Source organism: Rhizobacter sp. P3_C12 (genome assembly GCF_056402735.1).
The window spans coordinates 1-22133 of sequence record NZ_JBFUGW010000095.1; the positions used below are offsets into that span (position 1 = coordinate 1).

The window sequence follows — 22133 nt, forward strand, 5'->3', positions numbered from 1 at the left end:
GCGTGCAGTGGGCGTGCAGTGGCCCGATGCCGCGCTCGCCCGCGCCGCCGCCTTCGTCACCAGCGCGGCCGAGGGCGGCGCGCTGCACCTGCCGACGCTGCGCGAACGCGCCGCCGAGTACGAGCCGCTGTCGGTCGACCGCTTCATCGCCGGCGCGCTGCAGCCGGCCGAGTGGTACGTGCGGGCGCAGCGCTTTCGCCGGCTGTACCGCGACCGCATCAACGCGCTGTTCGCCGACTGGGACGTGCTGCTCGCGCCCGCGACCCCGGTGCAGGCCACGCCGCTCGGTGACGAGACCTTCGACCTGAACGGCGTCGCGATGCCGACCCGCCCGTCGATGGGCCTGCTGACGCAGCCTGTGTCGTTCGCCGGCTGCCCGGTGGTGGCCGCGCCGCTGTGGCCGCACGGGATGCAGAAGCTGCCGATCGGCGTGCAGGTGATCGCGGCACCCTGGCGCGAGGACCTGGCGCTGCGCGTGGCGCGCGCGCTGGAAGCGAGCGGCGCCGCCGCGTCGCCGGTGGCCGGCATCTGAGGACCGGACCTCGATGGAGATCAACCGCCCCGACGTGCTGGCCGCGCTCACCGCGGCGTTCGAGCGCTATGAGCGCGCGCTGGTCGGCAACGATGTGGCGGTGCTCGACGAGCTGTTCTGGGACAGCCCGCACACGCTGCGCTACGGCGTCGGCGAGAACCTGTACGGCATCGAGGCGATCCGTGCCTTCCGCTCGGCCCGGCCCGCCACCGGCCTGGCGCGCAGCGTGCTGCGCACGCAGCTCACGACCTACGGCGAGGATTTCGCGACCACGCACATCGAGTTCCAGCGCGAGGGCGGCACGCGGCCCGGCCGGCAGACGCAGACCTGGATGCGCACCCCCGCCGGCTGGCGGGTCGTGTCGGCCCATGTAAGCTTGCTCGGATGAAACCGCTGGCCACGAAGAACAACCCGCGCGCCAACCCCCGCGACCTGACCCGCGCCGAGGCCGCCTACCGGCGCATCAAGGCGGCCATCTTCGATTTCGTGCTGCTGCCCGGCGACGGCTTCACCGAGAGCGACATGGCCGAGCGGCTGGAGATGTCGCGCACGCCGGTGCGCGAGGCGCTGTTCCGGCTCGAGCTCGAAGGCTATGTGCAGGTGGCGTTCCGCAGCGGCTGGAGCGTGTCGCCGTTCGATTTCCGCAAGCTGGAGGAGCTGTACGACCTGCGCGTGGTGCTCGAGGCCACCGCGGTCGACCGGCTGTGCGCGGCCGAGCCGATGCCCGACCTGGGCTTGCTGAAGGCGATCTGGCTGGTGCCCGAGAAGGAGCGCAAGTCCGACACCGCCGAGGTCGCCGCGCTCGACGAGGCCTTCCATGCGACGCTGGTGTCGGCCGCCGGCAACCTGGAGATGGCGCGCGTGCATGCCGACGTGACCGACGGCATCCGCATCGTGCGCCGCCTCGATTTCACGCAACCGCCGCGCATCAGCGCCACCTACGACGAGCACGCGAAGATCCTGAAGGCGATCCTGGCGCGGCGGGCGGACGCGGCCAAGCTGATGCTGCGCACCCACATCGAGGCGAGCAAGGCGGAGGTGCGCAAGATCACGCTGCACAAGCTGCACAGCGCGCGGCCGGTGGCCGGGGAATTGTGAGACGAAGGCTTCGGCAGGCTCAGCCCGGCCCTTCGACAAGCTCAGGGCGAACGGATTTTCCCGTTCGGGCTGAGCCTGTCGAAGCCCTGCCCTGAGCGTGCCGAAGGGGCCGTCATCCGGTGCCGTTATGCTTGTCGGCCCCAAAACCCACGCCCACGAAGCGAAGGTGCGCCCATGTGGCTGAGATCGTTGTGGAGCTTGCTGCTCACTGTCCCGCTGTTCGCGAGCGCCGCGCCGCCGGCCGCCCCGCTCGCGACGCTGACCATCGTCGACGGCGAAGCCGTGCTGGTCCGTGAGGCCGCGCGCTACGCGCCGGCCGAAGGCGTGCGCCTGCTGCGCGAGGACATCGTCGAGACCGGCACCCAGGGCCGCTTGCTGCGCATCGAGTTCCCCGACGGCCTGATCGCCGACCTCGGCCCCGCCACCCGGCTGCAGATCGCGCCGAAACTCGCCAGCCGCGCCCCGGGCCGCTTCTACCTGCTGCAGGGCTGGGTCAAGGTGACGGCGCCGGCATCGCTCGCGAGCCCCGTCTTCAACACGCCGCTGTTCGATGCGAGCGCGATCGCGCAGCGCGCCGTCGTGCTGGTGCAGCCGCAGGACGCCAACGTGTTCGCCGAGGCCGGCGAGGTCGCGCTCACCGAGTTGCTCGACGGCCGGCCGCTCGGCAACGTCACGCTGAAGGGCGAGCAGTTCCTGACCCGCGCCGGCGCGGCCCGCGCGAGCGTCGCGCCGCGCCCCACCGCGGCCTTCATCCAGCGCGTGCCCAAGGATTTCCTCGACACGCTGCCGTCGCGGCTCGAGCGTTTCAAGACGCGCGAGGTCGATCCGACGCGGCTGTCGGGCATCGCCTACGACGACGTGGCGGCCTGGATCGATGCCGAGGCCGGCCTGCGGGCGGGCTTCGTGCTGCGCTGGAAGGGCGAGGCCCGCAACGCGGATTTCCGGCGCGGCCTGGTCGGCACGCTGCGCGCCCACCCGGAGTGGGACCGCACGCTGTTCCCGGAAAAGTACCTGCCCAGGAAGGTCGAATCCCGACCATGACGCCGACCTGTGCGTCCGTTTCGTCATCCCTCACGTAAGTCCCGGCACCACCCCCAAGAGGCCCCATGAAGCTGCTGCTCAAATTCAACCTGGTGTTCCTGATCGTGTTCGCGCTCGGCCTGGGGGCCGCGGGCTACATCGCCCGCGCGCTGCTGCAGCAGAACGCCCACGACGAAGTGCTGGACCGCGCGCGGCTGCTGATGGAGAACGCGCTGGCCGTGAGCTCCTACACCGCGACGCAGATCGCGCCGCTGCTGGAGACGCAGATGAAGTACACCTTCCTGCCGCAGTCGGTGCCGGCCTACTCGTCGACCGAGGTGCTGAACACGCTGCGCAAGGACCACCCGGAGTACGCCTACAAGCCGGCGATGCTGAACCCGACCAACCCGCGCGACCGCGCGCAGGACTGGGAGGCAGACGTGATCCAGCAGTTCCGCCAGAGCCCCGAGCGCACCGAGTTCGTCGGCCAGCGCGTGACGCCGTCGGGCCCGGTCACCTACATCGCCCGGCCGATCAAGCTGTCGAACCCGGTGTGCCTGCGCTGCCACAGCACGGTCGAGGCGGCGCCCAAGCCGATGGTCGACAAGTACGGCCCGGCCAACGGCTTCGGCTGGACCATGACCGAGGTGCTGGGCGCGCAGATCGTCTCGGTGCCGATGTCGGTGCCGCTGGAGCGCGCGGACCGCGCCTTCCGCGTCGTGCTGGCGCTGCTGGCCGGCGTGTTCCTGCTGATCGTGCTGGCGTTGAACCTGATGCTGTGGCAGCTCGTGATCCGGCCGGTGAGCCGGCTGTCGACGCTGTCCGACCGGGTCAGCCTGGGCGAGCTCGACGCGCCGGAGTTCAACACGAAATCGCGTGACGAAATCGGCGTTCTGGCCGAATCCTTCGCGCGCATGCGCAAGAGCCTCGTGCACGCCTTGAAGCTCCTGGAGTGAAATACCTCGCGCGGCCATGAAACACCCTGAGCAACTCGGCAAGTACCCGATCACCGGCGTGATCGGCGAAGGTGCCATGGGTGTGGTGTACAAGGCGTTCGATCCGATCATCCAGCGGCCGGTGGCGATCAAGACGATCCGCAAGCACCTGGTCGGCGAAGACCTGTCGGGGTCGTCGACCGCCGAGCGCTTTCGCAACGAGGCGCAGGCGGTCGGGCGCATGTCGCACCCGAACATCGTGCCGATCTACGAGTACGGCGAAGACGACGACACCGCGTTCATCGCGATGGAGTACGTCGAGGGCCGCACGCTGTCGAAGATCCTCGCGGCCACGCCACGCCTGCCCGAGGTCGACATCCTGAAGCTGATGGACCAGCTGCTCGACGCGCTCGATTGCGCACACCGCCACGGCGTGTGGCACCGCGACATCAAGCCGGCCAACCTGATGGTGACGAATGCCGGCCAGCTGAAGGTGACCGACTTCGGCATCGCGCGCATCGAATCGCAGGTGCTGACGCTGATGACCTCGACGATCGGCACGCCCGGCTACATGGCGCCGGAGCAGTACGTCGGCGAGAACGTGGACCACCGGGTCGACGTGTTCGCGGCCGGCGTGCTGCTGTACGGCATGCTGGTCGGCCAGTCGCCGTTCCGCGGCTCGCCCGAGGCGGTGATGTACAAGGTGATGAACGACACGCCGACGCCGCCGAGCCGCATCGACATCGCGCCGCGGCCCGATTTCTACGACGGCATCGTCGCGCGCGCGATGGCGAAGAAGCCGCAGGATCGCTTCGCGACCGCGGCACTGTTCCGCCAGGCGCTCGCCCGGCGCGTGCTGCCGTCGACCGAGGACGAATCGGAGACGACGGTGATCATGGCGCCGCCGCGGCCGGCGCCGCCCTCGGCCGATCCGCATGCGCCGACGGCGGTGCTGTCGGCCGGGTCGGCCGGATCGGTCCGCACGACCGCGGCGCCGACCGGCTGGGATCCGCAGACRCTCGCCCGCGTCGAGCTGGCGCTGGCCTCGTTCGTCGGGCCGGTCGCGAAGGTGCTGGTGCGCAATGCGGCGCGCTTCAGCACCGACCTGCCGAGCCTTGCGGCGAAGGTGTGCGAGCACCTGGGCAGCGATGCCGACCGCGCGCGCTTCACCGCCAAGCTGGGCGCGACCGGCACGCAGGCGTCGGCGCACCCGGTGAACCCGTCGCTGCCGACCGGCCACCATGCGCTGACCGACGAGATGGTCACGCAGTCGCGCAAGGTGCTGACGGCCCACCTCGGGCCGATCGCCGGCGTGCTGGTGAAGAAGGCGCAGGCGAAGGCGCAATCGCAGGAGCAGTTCCTCGCGCTGCTGGCGGAGAACGCGGCGGCAGGGAAGGAACGCGAGAAGTTGATCGAGGCGCTGCGGCGCGGGGCGTAGGCGCGCGGCGCGCGCACCGGAGGCTCTGGCGGGTTTCGCCCGGTCGGGCGAGTCACTTTCATTTGAGCCCAAATGAAAGTAACCAAAGCAAAGGGCTTCAATACAACACCATACGGTTCGTTCTGCCCCGCTGCGGACAACACTGCCACTTCGGCTGCACATCACCGTTCATTGGGATTGTTGGCCGTTCTTCTCCACCCAGCTCGCTACGCATCGCCCAAATGACACTGCGGCGGCGGCCGGCGCAAGACGATGCGATGCGAAGCGAGCGAGTCGGGTGGAGCGGGAGAACAACAATCCCAATGAACGGTGATGTGCAGCCGAAGTGGCAGTGTTGTCCGCAGCGAGGCTGAACGAACCGTATGGTTTTCAGGCGCCTTTGCTTTGGTTACTTTCATTTGGCAAGACAAATGAAAGTGACTCGCCCGACCGGGCGAAACCCAGCCCAGCCCTCACAGCCCCCAACGACGCCGTCCACCCGACGATGCCGCCCTGCGCGCGGATCATCGCGAGCGTCGCCGCCTTGAACTGCGGGAAGTACGAGCCGGTCGCTTCCTCGACCAGCAGGCATTCGTAGCCGCGGTCGTTGGCCTCGCGCATCGTCGTCTGCACGCAGACCTCGGTCGTCACGCCGCCGAAGATCAGCCGCGTGATCTGCTGGTCCTGGAGCAGCTCGGCCAGCCGCGTGCCGTAGAACGCGCCCTTGCCCGGCTTCGCGATCACCACGTCGCCGGGTTGGGGCATCAGCTCGGGCACGAAGCCGGCGCCCGGTTCGCCTTCGATCAGGATGCGCCCCATCGGCCCCGGGTCGCCGATGCGCAGGCTCGGCTTGCCGCGCAGCCGCTTGGCCGGCGGGCAGTCCGACAGGTCGGGCCGGTGGCATTCCTGCGTGTGCACCACCAGCACGCCCATCGCGCGGCACAGCGCCACCAGCTCGGCCGCGGCCGGCACCACCGGCGCGAGCAGCGACACGTCGTTGCCGAGCGCCGCGCCGAAGCCGCCCGGCTCGATGAAATCGCGCTGCATGTCGATCATCAGCAGCGCGGTGTGCGCCGGCTCGAACTCGAACGGGCCCGGCAGGGCATCGACCTGGATCATCAGTGGCTTCCCCCCATGTGATGGCCAAGCACGTGGCGGTCGGCGACGCGCGCATCGGCCTCGTGCACGATGCGCCCCTCGCTCATCACCGCGATGCGGTCCGACAGCGCGAGCAGCTCGTCCAGGTCCTCGCTGATCAGCAGCACCGCGCCGCCGCGGTTGCGCACGTCCATCAGCCGCTGGTGGATCTCGGCGACCGCCGCGAAATCGAGCCCGAACACCGGGTTCGAGACGATCAGCACCTCGGCCTCGTCGCTCAGCTCGCGCGCCAGCACCGCGCGCTGCACGTTGCCGCCGCTGAGCGCGCGGATCGGCGCCAGCTCGCTGCGCGTCTTGACGCCGAACTCTGCGATCAACCGGCGTGCGCGCTCGCGCAGCACCGAGGTGCGCAGCCAGCCACCGCGTGCCGCGGGCGCGCGGTCGAAGGAGCGCAGGCCGATGTTGTCCGAGACGCTCAGGTCGCCGACGCAGGCGTTGCGCAGCGGCTCCTCCGGCAGGCTGCGCACCTTCAGGCGCTGGTTCTGCGCGCGCGTCGCGGCGAAGCGCTCGCGCTGCTCGCCGTGGCCGACCCACACCTCGCCCGACACGCGCCGACGCTGGCCGACCAGCGCCTCGGCGAACTCGCGCTGGCCGTTGCCCGAGACGCCCGCCACGCCGACGATCTCGCCGGCATGCACGCTGAGGCTCAGGCCGTTGACTGCCGCCTGGCCGCGGTCGCCATCGACCGTCAGCGCCTCGATCGTCAGCCGCGCGGCCCCACGCTCGCGCTCGGTGCGCTGCGGCGGCGCGAACTCGCGCTTCGATTCCGGGGCGCCCTCATCGGCCGCGCCGATCATCTCCGCCGCCAGCTGCCGCGGGTCGGTCTCGGCCACCCGATGCGCCGCCACCAGCCGGCCGCGCCGCAGCACGCTCACGTCGTCCGCATACGCGGTGACCTCGCGGAACTTGTGCGTGATCAGCACGATGCTGCAATCGCCCGCATGCGCACGGTCGCGCAGCAGGCCCAGCACCTCGTCGGCCTCCTGCGGCGTCAGCACCGAGGTCGGCTCGTCGAGGATCAGCAGGCGCGGCTTCAGCAGCAGCTGCTTCAGGATCTCCAGCTTCTGCTTCTGCCYGGCCGACAGCTGCTGCGGCGTCGCATCGAGGTCGAGCCTGAACGGCGTCGTCTCGAGGAAGGCGGCCAGTTCCTGGCGCACCGTCGGCCAGTGGATGACGGCCGGCAGCCGCCCGCGCGCGAGCAGCAGGTTCTCGGCCACCGTCATGCCCGGCACCACGGTGAAGTGCTGGTAGACCATGCCGATGCCCAGCTCGCGCGCGACCACCGGCGACGCGATGTCGCGCTCGCGGCCATCGATCAGCACGCTGCCTTCTTCGGCGCGCTGCCAGCCGACCACGCACTTCACCAGCGTGCTCTTGCCGGCGCCGTTCTCGCCGAGCAGCGCATGCACGGTGCCGGGCCGCACCGCGAGCGACACGCCGTCGAGCGCCGTGAAGGCGCCGAAGCGCTTGGTCAGCTGGTAGGTGTCGAGCGCCAGCGCACCGGTCGGCCGCGGCACCGGATCGAGCGGCGCCGTCACGCCTTCATCTCCCGCCGGAACACCTCGAGCGTGTGCGCCTTCACGCGCACGAAGCGCTCGTCGGACACCGCCTCGGGCAGGCGCGGCCGCGGCATCTCGAAGGGCACGAACTCGGCGATGCGCGTCGGCCGGCGCGTCAGCAGCAGGATGTGGTCGGCCAGGAACACCGCGTCTTCCAGGTCGTGCGAGACGATCACCATCGTCACGCCGGTCGCGAGGTGCGCCTCCTGCAGTTTCTCGCGGATGAACAGCGTCATCTCGAAATCGAGCGCCGAGAACGGCTCGTCGAGGAACATCACCTCGGGCCGCGGCGCAAGCGCCCGCATGATGCACACCGTCTGCATCTGCCCGCCCGACAGCTCGTACGGGTAGCGCGCCAGGTCGAAGCGGATCTCGAACAGCTTCACGAGCTCGTCGACGCGCTCGCGCACCTGCGCTTCCTTCATGCCCTTGCGGCGCAGCGGGTAGGCGATGTTGTCGCGGGCGCTGATCCACGGGAACAGCGCGTCGCGGTAGTTCTGGAACACGTAGCCGATGTCGGTCTGCTTCAGCGTCTTGCCGTCGAACAGGATCTCGCCGGCGTCCAGCGGCACCAGCCCGGCGATCATGTTCATCAGCGTCGACTTGCCGCAGCCGTTCGGCCCGAAGATCGAGACGATCTCGCCGCGCGGCAGGTCGAGGTTGAAGTCGGTGTACAGCGGCGATCCGGCGAACGACTTGCACAGCCCGCGGATCGTCACGTGCGGCAGGTTCACGGCGGGCCCGTTCATGCCTTGCCGCTCCAGTGGATCAGCTTCTTCTCGACCAGCAGGAACGCGAGGTTCAGCAGGTAGCCGAGCGCGCCGGTGATCAGGATGGAGCTGTACATGTCCTTCACGTTGAACACCTGCTGCGCATCGATGATGCGGTGGCCGAGCCCGGTCTCCGAGCCGATGAACATCTCGGCGACGATGACGATCACCAGCRCCATCGAGACCGCGCTGCGCAGGCCCACGAAGGTCTGCGCGAGGCTCTCCATCAGCATCACGTCCTTGAACACATGCCAGCGCGACACGCCCATGATCTGCGCCGCCATCACCCGCGTCTTCTTCGCGTTCATCACGCCGTAGGCGCTGTTGAAGAGCACGATCAGCATCGCGCCGAAGCTCGCGATCGCGATCTTGTTGATGTCGGTGATGCCGAAGATCAGCATGAAGAGCGGGATCAGCGCCGAGCTCGGCGTCGAGCGGAAGAAGTCGATCACGAACTCGACGCTGCGGTACGCGAGCTCCGAGCTGCCGAGCAGCACGCCCAGCGGCACGCCGATCAACACCGCGATGCCGAAGGCGGCCAGCGTGCGCCCCAGGGTGGACAGCAGGTCGGGCCCGATCGCGCCGCTCGCGACCGTGCTCCACAGGTAGGCGAGCGTCTCGCCGGGCGGCGGCAGCAGCACCGGCTTGATCCACCGGGCCGAGATCACGAGCTCCCACAGGGCGAACAGCAGCAGCGGGCCGATCAGCGGGAGCAGCCGCCGGTCCATCAGTCGCGAGGCGTTCATGGCCCGCTCCTCACGCGGTGTAGAGCAGCGGCTTCACCGGCACCGCGCGCGAGAAGATCTTGCGCTCGGTGAACACGTCGAAGAACTTCTGGAACGCGTCGATGTCGCTGGGCTTGAACTCGTTGTAGAGCGTGAAGCCCGACAGCGGCACCTCCTTCACCAGCGAGGCATCGATCGACGTGAAGCCGTCGAGGTGGTTGCGCGACTCCTCGGGGTTCCTGCGCACGTGCTCCACCGCCTTCGCGTACGCGGCGATGTATTTCTTCGCGTCGGCCGGGCGCTCCTTCAGCAGCGTGGCAGTCACGCTGGCCGAGCCGCCGAACCACGGCGCATCGGCATCGCCGAGCACGTACTTGCTGATCACGCCGGTCTCGAGCACGCGCGTCAGGCCCTTCAGGCGGCCCGCGGTGCCGGTGGGCTCCAGCGTGTAGACCGCATCGATCTGCCCGCCGACGAGTGCCGGCACGTGCTGGCCGACCGGCAGCTCGGTGACCTGCGGGTTCGCGACGCCGTTCTTCTCGAGCATGATCTTCGCGAGCGTGACGTTCTGGATGCCGGGGCCGCTGGCGATCTTCTTGCCCTTCAGGTCGGCGAGCGACTTGATCGGGCTGTCCTTCGCGACGACGAACTCGTCGAGCACCAGCTTGTGGTTCGACGGGTTGCTGCAGATGATCTTGAACAGGCCCGGCGAGGTGATCTCGGCGAGTGCCAGCACGGCCGACGCTGTGCCGTTCGCCGAGCCGTGGATGCGGCCGGAGATCATCGCCTCGGCCACCTGCTGGGCGCTGGAGAACTTGACGCCCTCGACATCGAGCCCGGCCTCCTTGAAGGTGCCGAGCTCGAGCCCGGCATACAGCGGCAGGCCGCTCGCGATCGGCCAGTAGCCGATCAGGATCCTGTCGTCCGCGGCGCGGGTGAGAGTTGCGGCACCCAGCGAGGCAGCTGCGGCAAGAGTTTGCAAGGTACGACGACGGGTGATCATGAAAACTCCTGTAGCCCGGATGTCAATCCGGGATCGTGTGTCATGCCGAAGAAGAACCCGGATTGGCATCCGGGCTACCAATGCCTTCGATCAATGCAGCCGAATCGGCCACCGCGCCGAACACCCCGCCCTGCATCGTCACCATCTTCAGCGCCGCGAGGTGGTTGCCGAGGTCGGTGGCCGCGGTGCAGTCGGAGACGATCAGGCATTCGTAGCCGCGGTCGTTCGCGTCGCGCATCGTGGTGTGCACGCACACGTCGGTCGTGATGCCGGTCAGCACCAGGTTGCGGATGCCGCGGGTGCGCAGGATCAGGTCGAGGTCGGTCGCGTAGAACGAGCCCTTGCCGGGCTTGTCGATCACCGGCTCGCCCGGATGCGGCGCGAGCTCGGGGATGATCGCCCAGCCGGGCTCGCCGATCGTCAGGATGCGGCCGCACGGCCCGACATCGCCGATGCCGATGCCATCGGTGCCGATCTGCCGCGAGCGCCAGCGCTTGTTGGCCGGCAGGTCGCTCAGGTCGGGACGGTGCCCTTCGCGGGTGTGGATCAGCAGGCAGCCGGCCTCGCGCATCGCGGCCATCAGGCGCTGCAGCGGTGCGATCGGCGCACGCGTCAGGCCGATGTCGTAGCCCATCTTGTCGACGTAGCCGCCCACGCCGCAGAAGTCGACCTGCATGTCGATCACGATCAGCGCGGTGTTGCCGGGGCGCAGGTCGCCGTCGAACGGCCAGCGGTAGGGATCGGCGTCGACGTAGTTGCCCATCGCGCGAGTCATCACAGCGACACCCCCAGCTCCGCCGGCGCACCCTGGACCCGGCGCGTCGGCGAACAGGTCCACACCAGGATCGCGAGCGTCAGCACGTAGGGCACCGCGTTGAACAGGTGGTAGCCGCTGCTGATGCCCACCGATTGCAGCGCCGGCCCGAGCGCACCGGCGCCGCCGAACAGCAGCGCCGCGCCGAGGCAGCGCCACGGGCTCCAGCGCGCGAAGATCACCAGCGCCACCGCGATCAGCCCCTGCCCGCTCGACAGCCCCTCGTTCCAGCTGCCCGGGTAGTGCAGCGACAACGAGGCGCCGCCCAGGCCCGCGATGAAGCCGCCGATCACCGTGGCCGCGATGCGGATGCCGTGGACCGAGTAGCCGAGCGAGCGCGCCGCGTCGCTCGAATCGCCGGCCATGCGCAGCACCAGCCCGAAGCGCGTCGCCTTGAAGCCCCAGGCGAGCACGGCCGCGAGCGCGACGCCGATCGGGAACAGCGCGTTGATCTGCAAGGCCGAGCGGATCTGCGCCGAGCTGCTCCATTCGCCCAGCGCCAGCGCGGGAATCTGCGGCGCCTGCGGCTGGATCAGCGGCTTGCCGAGGTAGAACGCGAGCCCGCTGCCGAGCAGCATCAGCGCGATGCCGGCGGCGATGTCGTTGACGCGCGGCAGCGAGCACACCAGGCCGTGCAGCAGCGCGAGCGCGGCGCCCGACAGCCCGCCGACCAGCACGCCGACCCAGGCCGATCCGCTGAGGTACGCGCCGCCGAAGCCGCTCATCGCCGAGAACACCAGCACGCCCTCGAGCCCGAGGTTGATGCGGCCGGCCTTCTCGGTGACGCATTCGCCGAGGCTCACCATCAGGAACGGCGTGCCGACGCGGATCGCGCCGCCGAGCACGGCGATCAGCACGTTGACGAACAGCTCGGCGCTGGTCATGTGCTCACCTGCGCGGAGGCCGGTGCCACGACTGGCGGCGCCGCGGCCGGCTTCGCCCGCTCGACGAACAGCCTGCCGCGCAGCGCCTCGCTCGCGAGGATCAACAGGAACGCGAAGCCCTGCAGCACCAGCACCGAGGCATCGGGCAGGTCCATGCGCCGCTGCAGCAGGCTGCCGGCCGCGCCGAAGCCGCCGAACAGCACCGCGACCGGCATCACCAGCCACGGGTTGTGGCGGGCGACGAAGGACACCAGGATGCCGGTGTAGCCGAGGCCCGCGATCAGCGCGGCGTTGGCGCTGGTGTGCACCGCCAGCACCTCGATGCCGCCGGCCAGGCCGGCGCAGGCACCGCCGATCGCGCAGGCGATCACGATCAGCCGTGCACTCGGCAGGCCGACCAGCAGCGCAGCGCGTGCGTTGCCGCCGACCACGCGCGTCGCGAAACCCGACGGTGTCTGGAAGATCCACAGGCCGAGCGCGATGCAGGCGACGATGCCGAAGACCAGGCCCCAGTGGATGTCGCTGCCGCCGATGCCGCCGATCAGCAGCGCATCGGCGATCGGCCGGGTCGACGGCTTGTTCAGGCTGGCGGGATCGCGCAGCGGGCCTTCGACAAGATGTTTGAAAAGGGCAATGGCGATGTAGGCGAGCAGCAGGCTGCTGATCGTCTCGTTGACGCCGCGCCGCTGGCGCAGCAGGCCGACCAGCGCGATCCACGCCGCACCCGCCGCGGCTGCGGCGACCAGCAGCAGCGCGCTGCCGAACGCGTTGGCCGGCGGCGTGATCAGGTAGGGCAAGGTCGCGCACGCGAGGCCGCCCAGCACCAGCGCGCCTTCGCCGCCGATCACGACCAGCCCGGCCCGTGCGGGGATCGCGACGCACAGCGCCGTGAGCATCAGCGGTGCCGCGCGCTGCAGYGAGTTCTGCCACGAGAACCAGTCGCCGAACGCGCCCTTGAACAGCAGCGTCCACGCGTCGACCGGGCTCTTGCCGCCGAGCCACACGAAGYCGCCGAACAGCAGCAGCGCGCCGGCCATCGCGAGCAGCGGCAGCGCGACGGCTTCGAGCGTGTCGGCGTGGCGTGCGTTCATCTCATGCGCCGGTCTTGCCGACGACGCCTTCGACGAGGTAGTTCATGCCTTCGAGCGCCGGATCGGTCTGCTTGAAGACCTTGCCCGCCTCGATGATCGTCTTGCCGGCGTTGTCCTTCAGCGGGCCCTTGAAGATGTCGAAGCTGCCCTTCAGCATCGCGGCCTTCACGTCGTCGGCGGCCTTCTTCGCCGGCGCCGACACCATCGCGCCGTACGGCGACGGCTTCACGAAGCCTTCCTTCAGCCCGCCGCGCACGAAGTTCGGGTGCGGCTTGCCGGTGCGCGCCGCATCGATGATGGTCTTGTACGCGGTGATCCAGTTCCATTCGGCACCGGTCAGGTACGCGGCCGGCGCGAGCTTGGCCTGGCTCGCGTGGTAGCCGCAGACGAACTTGCCGCGCTTGGCGGCGGTCTCGACGATCACCTTCGGCCCGTCGACGTGCATCGTGAACACGTCGATGCCCTGGTCGGCGAGGCTGTTGGTGGCCTCGGCCTCCTTGACCGGCATCGACCAGTCGCCGGTGAAGATCACCGTGGTCGTGATCGACGGATCGACCGAGCGCGCGCCCATCGTGAATGCGTTGATGTTGCGCAGCACCTGCGGGATCGGCTTGGCGGCGATGAAGCCGAGCTTCTTGCTCTTCGACATGTGCCCGGCGACGACGCCGTTCAGGTACTGGCACTCGTCGATGTAGCCGAAGAAGCTGCCGGTGTTCTTCGGGTGCTTGCCCTCGGTCCACATGCCGCCGCAGTGGGCGAAGCGCACGCTCGGGTTCTTGCCCGCGACCGCCAGCATGTGCGGATCGAAGTAGCCGAACGAGGTGGGGAACAGCAGCGTCGTGCCGTCCTGCGAGATCATGCCCTGCATCGTTTTCTGCACGGCCGTGGTCTCGGGGACGTTCTCTTCTTCCACCGCCTTGATGCCGGGCAGCTTCTTGATCTCGGCCACCGCCTCGGCATGCGCCTGGTTGTAGCCGAAGTCGTCCTTCGGCCCGACGTAGATGAAGCCGACGGTGATCGGGGCCTGCGCGTGCGCGAGGCTGCCGAAGCCACCCAGGCCACCCAAGGCGAGCGCCGCGCCGGCACCCTTCAGGACATCCCGCCGATGGAAGCCGGCCGGGAACTTCTCTTGCGTCGTCTGTTGCGTCATCTCTGCGCTCCTGTGCGTCGCCGCGTAAGTGGGTTCGCAGGAGTCATGCCCGTTCGCCAGTGCACGATCCCGATCGCCGCTGTTTAGAACACCTTCTTGTATACATGCAACGGACGTGCCAGCCGGGCTGCGCGGGGCAGAGCGGGGAAAGACGCTGGAGGAGTGCGTCGCGGGAGTCCCAAACGGGGGCGCGGCGCCAAGGCCGGAGCGCCAAGCGCGGGCAGTGTGGCACCAAAAGAGACCAGGGGGCGACGGATCGCCTCTCAGGGGGTGGCCGATGATCAGAGTCGGGCGAACAGCTTGCGGACTTCCTCTGGTGTGCTGGCAGTCCAGCCTTCGTCGCGTGGCGCACGGTCGGCATCGTGCTCCATCAGCTCAGCTGATGTTCGAAGCAGCACCTTCACTGCGTCCAGCGTCAAGGCACAGTGGCCTTGACGCACCATCGTTTGCAAGTCGAGCAGCCCTGCACGCAGAACCTGCAGGCGATCAAACAGGCGATCCCCAAAGATGCGAATCTGCCCCAGCACCCTGACCGCCACAGCAACCGGACGATTCTCTCGCTCGGCCTTGGCCAACTGGCTGGGAACCAGGGCCTTGAGTTCGATGGCGTAGGGCATTGCAGGGTGGAGCAGGAGCGTCATGCACTTACCGGAGGCCAGAGTCTGGGGCGAGACCCTATCCCCTGATCTCCCACAGACAATGGCACGCATGTCCCTGCCGATCAGTTGGAACCTTTGATCAAGCGCCCGCTCGCCGACTGGATCGGCCGCGCGTTCATCGGGTACAGCCGCGAGAAGATCCCGATCTGCTCCGACGAGACCCCCACCGGCTGCTTCATCACCATCCACAGCACGCCTTCGCTGCACGGCGGGGTCGTCAGCGAACCCATATAGGTGTAATAGCCGCGCTCGGACGGCAGCAGCGCGTTCAGGTCGAGCGTCGCGCGGGCGGCGACCTCGTCGCCCTTCTCCAGCGGCAGGTTGTTCCACACCGTCTGCACGATCGGCTGCACGCTGCCGCGGTCCAGCAGCACCGCCACCACCGCGAGCTTGCCTTCGAGATCCTTGTGCACCAGGTGCGCGACCATGTCGAACTGCCGGCCGTTGATGCGCTCCTCCGACGGGCGGTGGAAGTGGAACTGCACGAGCTCGAAGCGCCGGCCCATCACCTCGATCGAGTTGCCGGGCGCCACGTTGACCTGCACCGTGTGGCCGTTGTCCAGCACCTTGAAGCCGCTGGGCTTGTAGTCGAACTGCACCGGATCGAGCTGCACCGAGATGCCGTCGCGGATGTCGATCGGGCTCTGGCGCTTGCCGCTCGAGCAGGCGCTGAACTCGGGCTTCAGCTTGCTCCAGTTCTCCGGCGCGCCCTCGCCGCTGTAATCCCAGTGCGGCGACGCACCGTGCGCGGCGACGACCGAGCGCGACGGGCGCCCTGCGGCGATCGCACGCGGTTCGGCCGGCCCCTGCGTGGCCTCCAGCGCAGCCGCGCTGCCGCCACCACCGGAGGTCGGCACCGCCGATCGCGCCGGCGTGGTCGACGCCGCACCCGGCCGGTTGGCCACGCGCACGACATCGGGGTTGGCCTCGGCCGGCTGCGCACCGAGCTTCTCGGCCAGGCGCTGGCGCAGGCGGTCCATCGGGTCTTCGAAGCCGCGTGCCTTGGCCGCCTTGGCGGCAGCCGGCTTGTCGGAGTCGGCATTCTTCATCGGCTTGACCGGCGAGTTGCGCGGGTCCGGCGCATGGACGTCGGAGGCCTGCGCCGCCACGGCGGCCAGGCTCAGGCCGAGCAAGGCCGCAGCGACGCGGACGGACAGGATGGTGGACATGATGGAAACGCTCCCGGCATGCCCCCGGAACTCGGGGCGCCTCTCGCGATATCGACCGTCAGGCGGCCGGCTTGAGCTTGATGACCACCCGCGGCTTGACCCAGATCCAGGCGAAGACGCCGATGCTCATCATCAGCAGCGACGCGATCGCGAGCCAGAGCGTGGAATGCATCACCAGCGGCGCGATCACGCCGGCCACCAGCCCGTTGGCCAGGCTGCCGATGCAGGCCTGGAACGACGAGGCCATGCCGCGCCGCTCCGGCACCAGGTCGAGCGTCATCAGCGTGACCACCGGCACCATCAGCGCCCAACCGAATGCGAAGATGCCGATCGGCAGCAGCGCCCACCAGGCCTGCGGCACGAACAGCAGGTTCAGCGCGAGGTTGACGACCGACACCACCAGCATGATCACGAAGCCATGGCGGATCTGGTGGTGCGGCTTGATCCTGCCGGCCAGCCGCCCCGAGAACCAGGCGCCGCCCATGATCCCGCTGATGGTGATCAGGAAGAACCAGAAGAACTGGCCGGGCTGCAGCTGCAGGTGGTCGCCGAGGAAGACCGGCGCCGACAGCACGTACAGGAACATGCCGTTGAACGGGATGCCGCTGGCCAGCGCCAGCATCAGGAAGCGCGGGTTCGAGCCGAGCTGCCAGTAGCCGCGCATCAGGTGTCGCACGTTGAACGGCTGCTTCTGCGAGGCATGCAGCGTCTCGGGCAGCAGCCGCCAGTTGCCGATCCACAGCGCGACGCCGATGGCGGTGAGGAACCAGAAGATCGCATGCCAGCCGACGTGCACGAACAGGAAGCCGCCGACCATCGGCGCGATGGCCGGTGCGATGCCGAAGTAGATGGTGACCTGCGACATCACGCGCTGCGCATCGGCCGGCGGAAACATGTCGCGGATCACCGCCCGCGAGACGACGATGCCGGCCCCGGCCGACATGCCCTGCAGCGCGCGGAAGAACACCAGCGCGCCGATGTGCTGCGACAGCGCGCAGCCGGCCGACGCGAGCGTGAACACCGCGATGCCCCACAGCACGACCGGGCGGCGCCCGAGGCTGTCGGACAGCGCACCGTGGAACAGGTTCATCACCGCAAAGCCGAACAGGTAGGCCGACAGCGTCTGCTGCATCTCGACCGGTGTCGCGCCGATCGACTGCGCGATGCCGGTGAAGGCCGGCAGGTAGGTGTCGATCGAGAAGGGACCGAGCATGCCGAGGCACGCAAGCAGCGCGGCCAGCGCCCAGCGCGGTGCGCGCCAGAGTTGTTGTGCGTCGGGATTCATGCGGAGCGTCGAGTATAGCGGGCCGACTGGGGCACTCAGGTCCGACGAATTCTGACGCGCCGAACTGCATCAAGAGTCGGGTATATATTCATCAACAGCGTAACCAATCTTTGAAAGAAGATTGATCACACCAGTTCTCGCCTTTTGCGATTCTGCAGGATCAGCAACCACCGCAAACTCCTGCTCAGCGAACGGCACCAAACCTACCAACTGCATGGGCACATCACCAATAAAAAGACACGCCACGAAGTATTCACCTAAATCATTACGACGGATTTCTGGGGTCGGTCGCCCACAGAGCCGCAAAAGCTCGCGTATATCACCCCTGAAAAAGGCCACCTCCCTGTAGGGGCGAAGTGGAAGTTCTTCGACAGGAGAAAGCCACGTTAATATTTCGTGAGTCATATCATGGTCCATGCGTTGCCATTACAGGAATCGCGGCCTTCCCATTGGGCGCCTCGAATACGCCCGGCGTTAGCCCAAGGTACCAAGCCGCGCCAACTATACTCTCCGTTTGCGGCTTCACAGGTGTCCAGAACATCACCATATTCAGAGCTGGTTGCCCCGAGCTGCCGAGCATGGGTTGCGTATACGCCATTACAGCCGGAGTAGCACCATAGTTGTATGGTGATCCTCCCCACAGCTCCCCAGAGAGAACTATTGCATCGGCTTCTGCGCGAGTCTGCTCATGGCGGAAATACGGCCCGTACAGACGGCGGCCTTGAGAATCCGTCCTTGCTTGCGCAACTGGCTGTGCCTCAGTTGCGCTATTTGCGTCAGTCGACAACCCGCCTGCCGCCTGCTGCATGAACGCATACGGCCCGGCCATCGTATTGCTTCCAGGAATCTCAGTCGCTTGTTGGACGAGCACCAGCGTTGTTCCCGCGAAGATCGCGTAGATCGTCGGCCCAACACCTGGGATGCGTACAACCTGGGCTTTGGGCGCCTGCATGACCAGCGAGCCGCCCATCAGTGACCGCACATAGCCGCCCGGGAGCATTCGTTTGTTGTATTTGTCCATCTCCGCCCGGAGAAGGGTCAAGCACGCACCTGTGCAGCCGGGATTCACAGCTCCACTGCCAGTGATTTTCACTTCCTCCAATTCCTGTGGCTTCGGCTTCGGCTTCGGCTGCGGCTGCGGCTGCGGCTGCGACGGATGCTGCTCGGGGTCCGGCAAAGGCCTCGGCCAACTCGTCTTGTCCTGCGTCAGCGGATTCCATCCGCTCGGATCCGTACCGTTCAGCGGCCGGTTCTCCACATAGCTGTAGCGGTTGTAGCTCTGCAGTTCATAGGGCTGCGTCACCGCTCTGTCCACCGACAGGAACCGCCCGATCGATGCGTCGTACATGCGCCCGTTCATGTGCGTGAGCCCGATGTCGTCGAGCTGCTCGTGGCCGGTGAAGCCGCGATCGGTGCCGCTGTTGACGGCGGGGCTCCAGTCGATCACCAGCGTGCCGGCGGCGTCGTAGTTGCCATTGGCGAAGCGCCGCTTGCCGAACGGGTCGTATGCATCGCGCGCCGTCACATCGCCGTTGTGGTCCGTCGTCGCCGCGATGCTGCCCAGGTGATCCTTGTGCCAATACTCCAGCTTCACCACGGTCAGGCTGGATTGCGTTGTCGGTGCTGTTTGCGTGGCGCCCAGGGCCGGCAGCGCGCCAGTTGTGACCAGCACCCCGAGACTCTGGTCGCCGGCGCTCAGGTAGTGACGGTTGCTCGTGACCGCGGGGTTGGCTGCACTCGGGCTCGTGGGCGCATTGACCTCGCTCTCGAAGGCCAGTCCGCCGGTGTTGTCCGGATGCAGGTACCACGTCGTTCGCGTGCCTGCGTTGGCGCCACTCGGGATCGTCCGCACCTCGCGGATGCGGGCGTGGTCCTCGTCGTAGCTCCACACGTAGCTCGGGCCGCCTGCAGGTCCTTGCACGCCGGCTTGGCTGTCCGGCAGGTTGAAGCCCGTGTACGTGATCCCGCGGTACTTGCCTGAGCTTGCGCTGGCGATGTTCCCATTCGCGTCGAAGCCGTAGGTGTTGGCGGCCGCGCCTTCGATGCTCTGCACCGCATGAGGCCGTACCGCGTTGGCGCCCTGCGCGCCGTAGCCATACACCCCCACATCGCTCTTGTAGAGGATGCTGCCCAGCGCGTTGTATTGCAGGCTCACCGTTCGCACGAGGCCGCTGATCGCGGGAGCAGCCACCGTGTAGCGCTGCAGACGGCCGAGCGCGTCGTGCTCGAAGTTCTCCGTCACTGCGCCGGTCGCACCATCTCCGTTCGCATCGTTGCGATTCGTCAACCGGCCCAGGCTGTCCCACACGTAGCCATGGTTCAGCACGTCGGTGGAGTTGCCCTTGCCCGTCGTCAAGCTGCTGGCGCGACCCGTCGATGCTTCGTAGCCGGACCTGCTCACCACCGCGTTGCTGTACTTCTGTTGCTCCAGGCCGTCCCACGCGTTGTAAGCCAGCCCCTGCCACAGCACCGTGCCGGCCGGCAGCGTAGCGCTCGCGCCCGGTGTGCCGCCCGGGGTGCTCGGTAGCGGGTTCACCGTCACCGCCGTCGCCAGCGACACACTGCCGAGAAACCCCTTCTGCGTGTAGCCGTAGTTCACCGTCAGCCCGGTCGGCCACGTCTGCGTCGCCTGCCGGCCGTTCGCGTCATAGCTCAGCGCGCTCGCAAAACTCGGCCCGTTCGCCACGGTCGTGCGGTTGCTGACCAGCCRCCCCAGGCTGTCGTACACCCACTGCCGGCTGAGGTTCGTGTTGGCAGTCGTCGCGCACAGCTTGCCGATGCCCGTCGCGCAGCTGTCGTACGTCCAGGTGCTCTGGTACTCCGGCTCGATGCGTTGTTGGATGCGCCCGAGCACGTCGTAGGCCATCGTCGTCTGGCTGCCGCGCTGCTTCTGCAGCGGGTTCTGCTGCCACACCGCCTGGCCCAAGGCGTCATAGTGGTACTCGAGCATCCCGGCGTCCGGGTCGGTCAGCTTGAGCTTGCGACCCCGGATGTCGTACGCGATCTGCACGGTGTTCTGCAGCGCGTCCTTCGTCGTGACGAGGTTGCCGAAGGCGTCGTGCTGATGGACGAGTTGCGCGCCCTGCGCATCGGTGATGCGGATCGGGCGGCCCTCCACGTTGCGTTCTTCGAGTCGGGTGTGCCCCTGGTCGTCGATGGTGGTCGTCTGCAGCGCGCCGTAGACCACGGCCGACAACCGCGCCCGGCGGCTGCCCCGGTTGCTGAAGCCCACGCTCGGCTGGTTGCCCTGGGGGTCGGCCGTGTAGGTGCGGACCACGCGGCCCAGCGCGTCGTATTCCGAGCGCGAGAGCCCCACGTCGGCGCTGCCGCCGCTGGTCGACGAGCCGCTGTCCAGGAAATACGGCTGCGTCTGCAGCATCACCTGCCCCAGGTCGCCGTACTCGGTGTCGGTCGCGATCAGGCGGTTCGTGCCGCCGGGTTGCGTGGCGCCGTCGAAGGCTTCGGTGACTTGCCGAAGCACTCGGCCCACGCGGTCCAGGTACTTGCGGGTGAAAGGGCCGTTCTTGACGCCCTCCGTGCCGCTCGCATCGCGCGGCTCCGCGTGCACGAACTTCACCGCATCGGTCGGGATCTCCGCCGCGCCGGGGCTCGGGCACGTCGGGCTGTTCGTTGCGCTGTCGACCCGACCCGCGATGTAGCAGTGCGCCGTGATCGACCGTGTGCCGTCGGCGCGGATCTCGCGCGTCGCGCGGCCCAGATCGTCGTATTCCCAGCGCGTGGTCAGCCCGTTCGGGCCGGTCTTGCTCAGCACCGTGCCGAAGCGGGGATCTACCGTCTGCGCCTCACCGTGCAGCAGCGCGTTCTTGCGCTCGCTCGGCAGGCTGCCCGCGGGCACCTTGATGCTCTGGCCGGCGACCATCACCGTCTGCGTGGCAAAGGTCGTCGTGCTCGTGCGCGCCGTGAAGAGCGCTTCGCCACTCGCACCCGGGCAGTTCTCCTGCCGCGTGCTGATGCGGTTGCCCGCCGGGTCGTAGCCGTAGGTTGTCAGCACGCACAGCTTCGGGTCGTCGGGCTCGACCTTCTCGGTCTCCACCAGGCCGTCGGCGCGGTAGGTGGTGCTCACCGTCTTCGTGTAATGGAAGGGATCAATCGGTGGCTGGACTTGCGCATGCGCCATCGCTTGCACCCAAGCGGCGCCCGCGAACACCACCAACCGGGCCAGCCGCTTCATGTGCATCGGCGCAATCTTTTGCGCGTTCATTTGCATGGTCTTCACAGGCAGGTCCCCTTCACGATGGCCTTGCTCGTCGTCTGGGTGCCGAACGCGTTCTTCACGCTGAAGTTCACCGTGCGCGCGGTGCATCGGTCGTAGATCCACTGGAAGGTGCAACTCCCTGGTGACGCGGCCACGCTGCCGCCCACGGTGCAGGTGCTCGTGCCGGCCGATCCCGCATCGCTCTGAGTCACCGCCGTGATCGTCTGCGCCGCGTTGTACGGGTTGGCCACCGTCAGCGTGATCGTCGTGTACGTGGTCGTCGAAGTCGCTGCCGTGCTCAGGTTGAACAGCGCGCCGGGAATGGTCTGCACCGTGCCGCTGGCCGTGGTCGACGCATTCACAGTCGCCCCTACCGTGCTCACCGTCTGGCTGAAGCTCGTCAAGCTGCCGGTGGCCAGCTGAACCGCCATGGTGCACGCCAGGCCAGGCGCCACATTGGTACAGCTGTTGCCCACCACACTCAACACGCCAGGCAAGCCAGACAAGCCCGACAGCGCCATCGGCACGTTGCCGTCGTTGCGCCACGCGATCACGTTCTGCGGCACCGCCGAGTTCTGGTTCACCGTGCCATAGCTCAGGTTGCCGCCGACAAGCGTCGCAACCGAGCCTGTCAACGTGCCCGAGACC

The 22133-nt window shown here is 68.1% G+C and carries 21 protein-coding genes; 6 read left to right on the forward strand and 15 right to left on the reverse strand.

Features of this window, described 5'->3' with window-relative positions; translation table 11 throughout:
* From AC1DXV_RS16175 to AC1DXV_RS16200, 6 genes are all read left to right on the forward strand, one after another.
* Positions 1-532 (forward strand): amidase family protein (locus AC1DXV_RS16175; RefSeq protein ID WP_477934482.1); only part of this gene is annotated, 532 nt, incomplete at its 5' end.
* A 13-nt stretch (positions 533-545) separates the two neighbouring features.
* Positions 546-920: an oxalurate catabolism protein HpxZ gene (gene hpxZ / locus AC1DXV_RS16180; RefSeq protein WP_465111003.1), complete on the forward strand. Its 375-nt coding sequence runs from the start codon at positions 546-548 to the stop codon at positions 918-920.
* Positions 917-1630: a GntR family transcriptional regulator gene (locus AC1DXV_RS16185; protein WP_477873875.1), complete on the forward strand. Its 714-nt coding sequence runs from the start codon at positions 917-919 to the stop codon at positions 1628-1630. Before hpxZ ends, AC1DXV_RS16185 begins: the two co-directional genes overlap by 4 nt.
* A 174-nt stretch (positions 1631-1804) precedes the next feature.
* Positions 1805-2671, forward strand: coding sequence for a FecR family protein (locus tag AC1DXV_RS16190; protein ID WP_477872662.1), 867 nt, complete (start codon positions 1805-1807; stop codon positions 2669-2671).
* A gap of 65 nt (positions 2672-2736) precedes the next feature.
* Complete coding sequence (locus AC1DXV_RS16195; protein ID WP_477872660.1) at positions 2737-3606, forward strand: Tll0287-like domain-containing protein; 870 nt, start codon at positions 2737-2739, stop codon at positions 3604-3606.
* Between the two features lie 16 nt (positions 3607-3622).
* Entirely contained in the window at positions 3623-5023 is a 1401-nt protein-coding gene (locus AC1DXV_RS16200; RefSeq protein ID WP_477934484.1) for a serine/threonine-protein kinase, read from the forward strand.
* Positions 5024-5392: 369 nt separating this feature from the next.
* Here AC1DXV_RS16200 and AC1DXV_RS16205 read toward each other — a convergent pair whose 3' ends face one another.
* The 15 genes from AC1DXV_RS16205 to AC1DXV_RS16275 all read right to left on the reverse strand — a co-directional run.
* Complete coding sequence (locus AC1DXV_RS16205) at positions 5393-6121, reverse strand: cysteine hydrolase family protein (protein ID WP_477934486.1); 729 nt, start codon at positions 6119-6121, stop codon at positions 5393-5395.
* Entirely contained in the window at positions 6121-7698 is a 1578-nt protein-coding gene (locus tag AC1DXV_RS16210; protein ID WP_477934488.1) for an ABC transporter ATP-binding protein, read from the reverse strand. The genes AC1DXV_RS16205 and AC1DXV_RS16210 overlap by 1 nt, the downstream gene beginning before the upstream one ends.
* The gene (locus tag AC1DXV_RS16215; RefSeq protein WP_477871259.1) at positions 7695-8468 is read right to left on the reverse strand and encodes an ABC transporter ATP-binding protein; all 774 of its coding nucleotides are present in this window, start codon (positions 8466-8468) and stop codon (positions 7695-7697) included. Before AC1DXV_RS16215 ends, AC1DXV_RS16210 begins: the two co-directional genes overlap by 4 nt.
* A complete protein-coding gene (locus AC1DXV_RS16220) occupies positions 8465-9235 on the reverse strand; it encodes an ABC transporter permease (RefSeq protein ID WP_477934490.1) in 771 nt (256 codons plus the stop codon). The genes AC1DXV_RS16215 and AC1DXV_RS16220 overlap by 4 nt, the downstream gene beginning before the upstream one ends.
* A 10-nt stretch (positions 9236-9245) precedes the next feature.
* Complete coding sequence (locus tag AC1DXV_RS16225) at positions 9246-10217, reverse strand: ABC transporter substrate-binding protein (protein ID WP_477871255.1); 972 nt, start codon at positions 10215-10217, stop codon at positions 9246-9248.
* Between the two features lie 40 nt (positions 10218-10257).
* Complete coding sequence (biuH, locus tag AC1DXV_RS16230; protein WP_477934492.1) at positions 10258-10992, reverse strand: biuret amidohydrolase; 735 nt, start codon at positions 10990-10992, stop codon at positions 10258-10260.
* Complete coding sequence (locus AC1DXV_RS16235) at positions 10992-11915, reverse strand: ABC transporter permease (RefSeq protein WP_477873279.1); 924 nt, start codon at positions 11913-11915, stop codon at positions 10992-10994. The genes biuH and AC1DXV_RS16235 overlap by 1 nt, the downstream gene beginning before the upstream one ends.
* Positions 11912-13006, reverse strand: a complete 1095-nt coding sequence (locus AC1DXV_RS16240) for an ABC transporter permease (RefSeq protein WP_477934494.1) — start codon at positions 13004-13006, stop codon at positions 11912-11914. Before AC1DXV_RS16240 ends, AC1DXV_RS16235 begins: the two co-directional genes overlap by 4 nt.
* 1 nt (position 13007) lies before the next feature.
* Complete coding sequence (locus tag AC1DXV_RS16245) at positions 13008-14156, reverse strand: BMP family ABC transporter substrate-binding protein (protein ID WP_477934496.1); 1149 nt, start codon at positions 14154-14156, stop codon at positions 13008-13010.
* Between the two features lie 281 nt (positions 14157-14437).
* Positions 14438-14773, reverse strand: coding sequence for a hypothetical protein (locus tag AC1DXV_RS16250; RefSeq protein WP_477934498.1), 336 nt, complete (start codon positions 14771-14773; stop codon positions 14438-14440).
* 104 nt (positions 14774-14877) lie between these two features.
* Complete coding sequence (locus tag AC1DXV_RS16255) at positions 14878-15984, reverse strand: carbonic anhydrase (protein ID WP_477873789.1); 1107 nt, start codon at positions 15982-15984, stop codon at positions 14878-14880.
* 58 nt (positions 15985-16042) lie between these two features.
* Entirely contained in the window at positions 16043-17269 is a 1227-nt protein-coding gene (locus AC1DXV_RS16260) for a multidrug effflux MFS transporter (RefSeq protein ID WP_477934500.1), read from the reverse strand.
* A 69-nt stretch (positions 17270-17338) separates the two neighbouring features.
* On the reverse strand, positions 17339-17686 hold the full coding sequence (locus AC1DXV_RS16265) for a hypothetical protein (protein WP_477866944.1): 348 nt from the start codon (positions 17684-17686) through the stop codon (positions 17339-17341).
* Positions 17676-21593, reverse strand: coding sequence for an RHS repeat domain-containing protein (locus tag AC1DXV_RS16270; RefSeq protein WP_477934502.1), 3918 nt, complete (start codon positions 21591-21593; stop codon positions 17676-17678). The genes AC1DXV_RS16265 and AC1DXV_RS16270 overlap by 11 nt, the downstream gene beginning before the upstream one ends.
* A partial coding sequence (locus AC1DXV_RS16275; protein WP_477934504.1) for a hypothetical protein occupies positions 21503-22133 on the reverse strand: 631 nt, incomplete at its 5' end. The genes AC1DXV_RS16275 and AC1DXV_RS16270, both read right to left, overlap by 91 nt.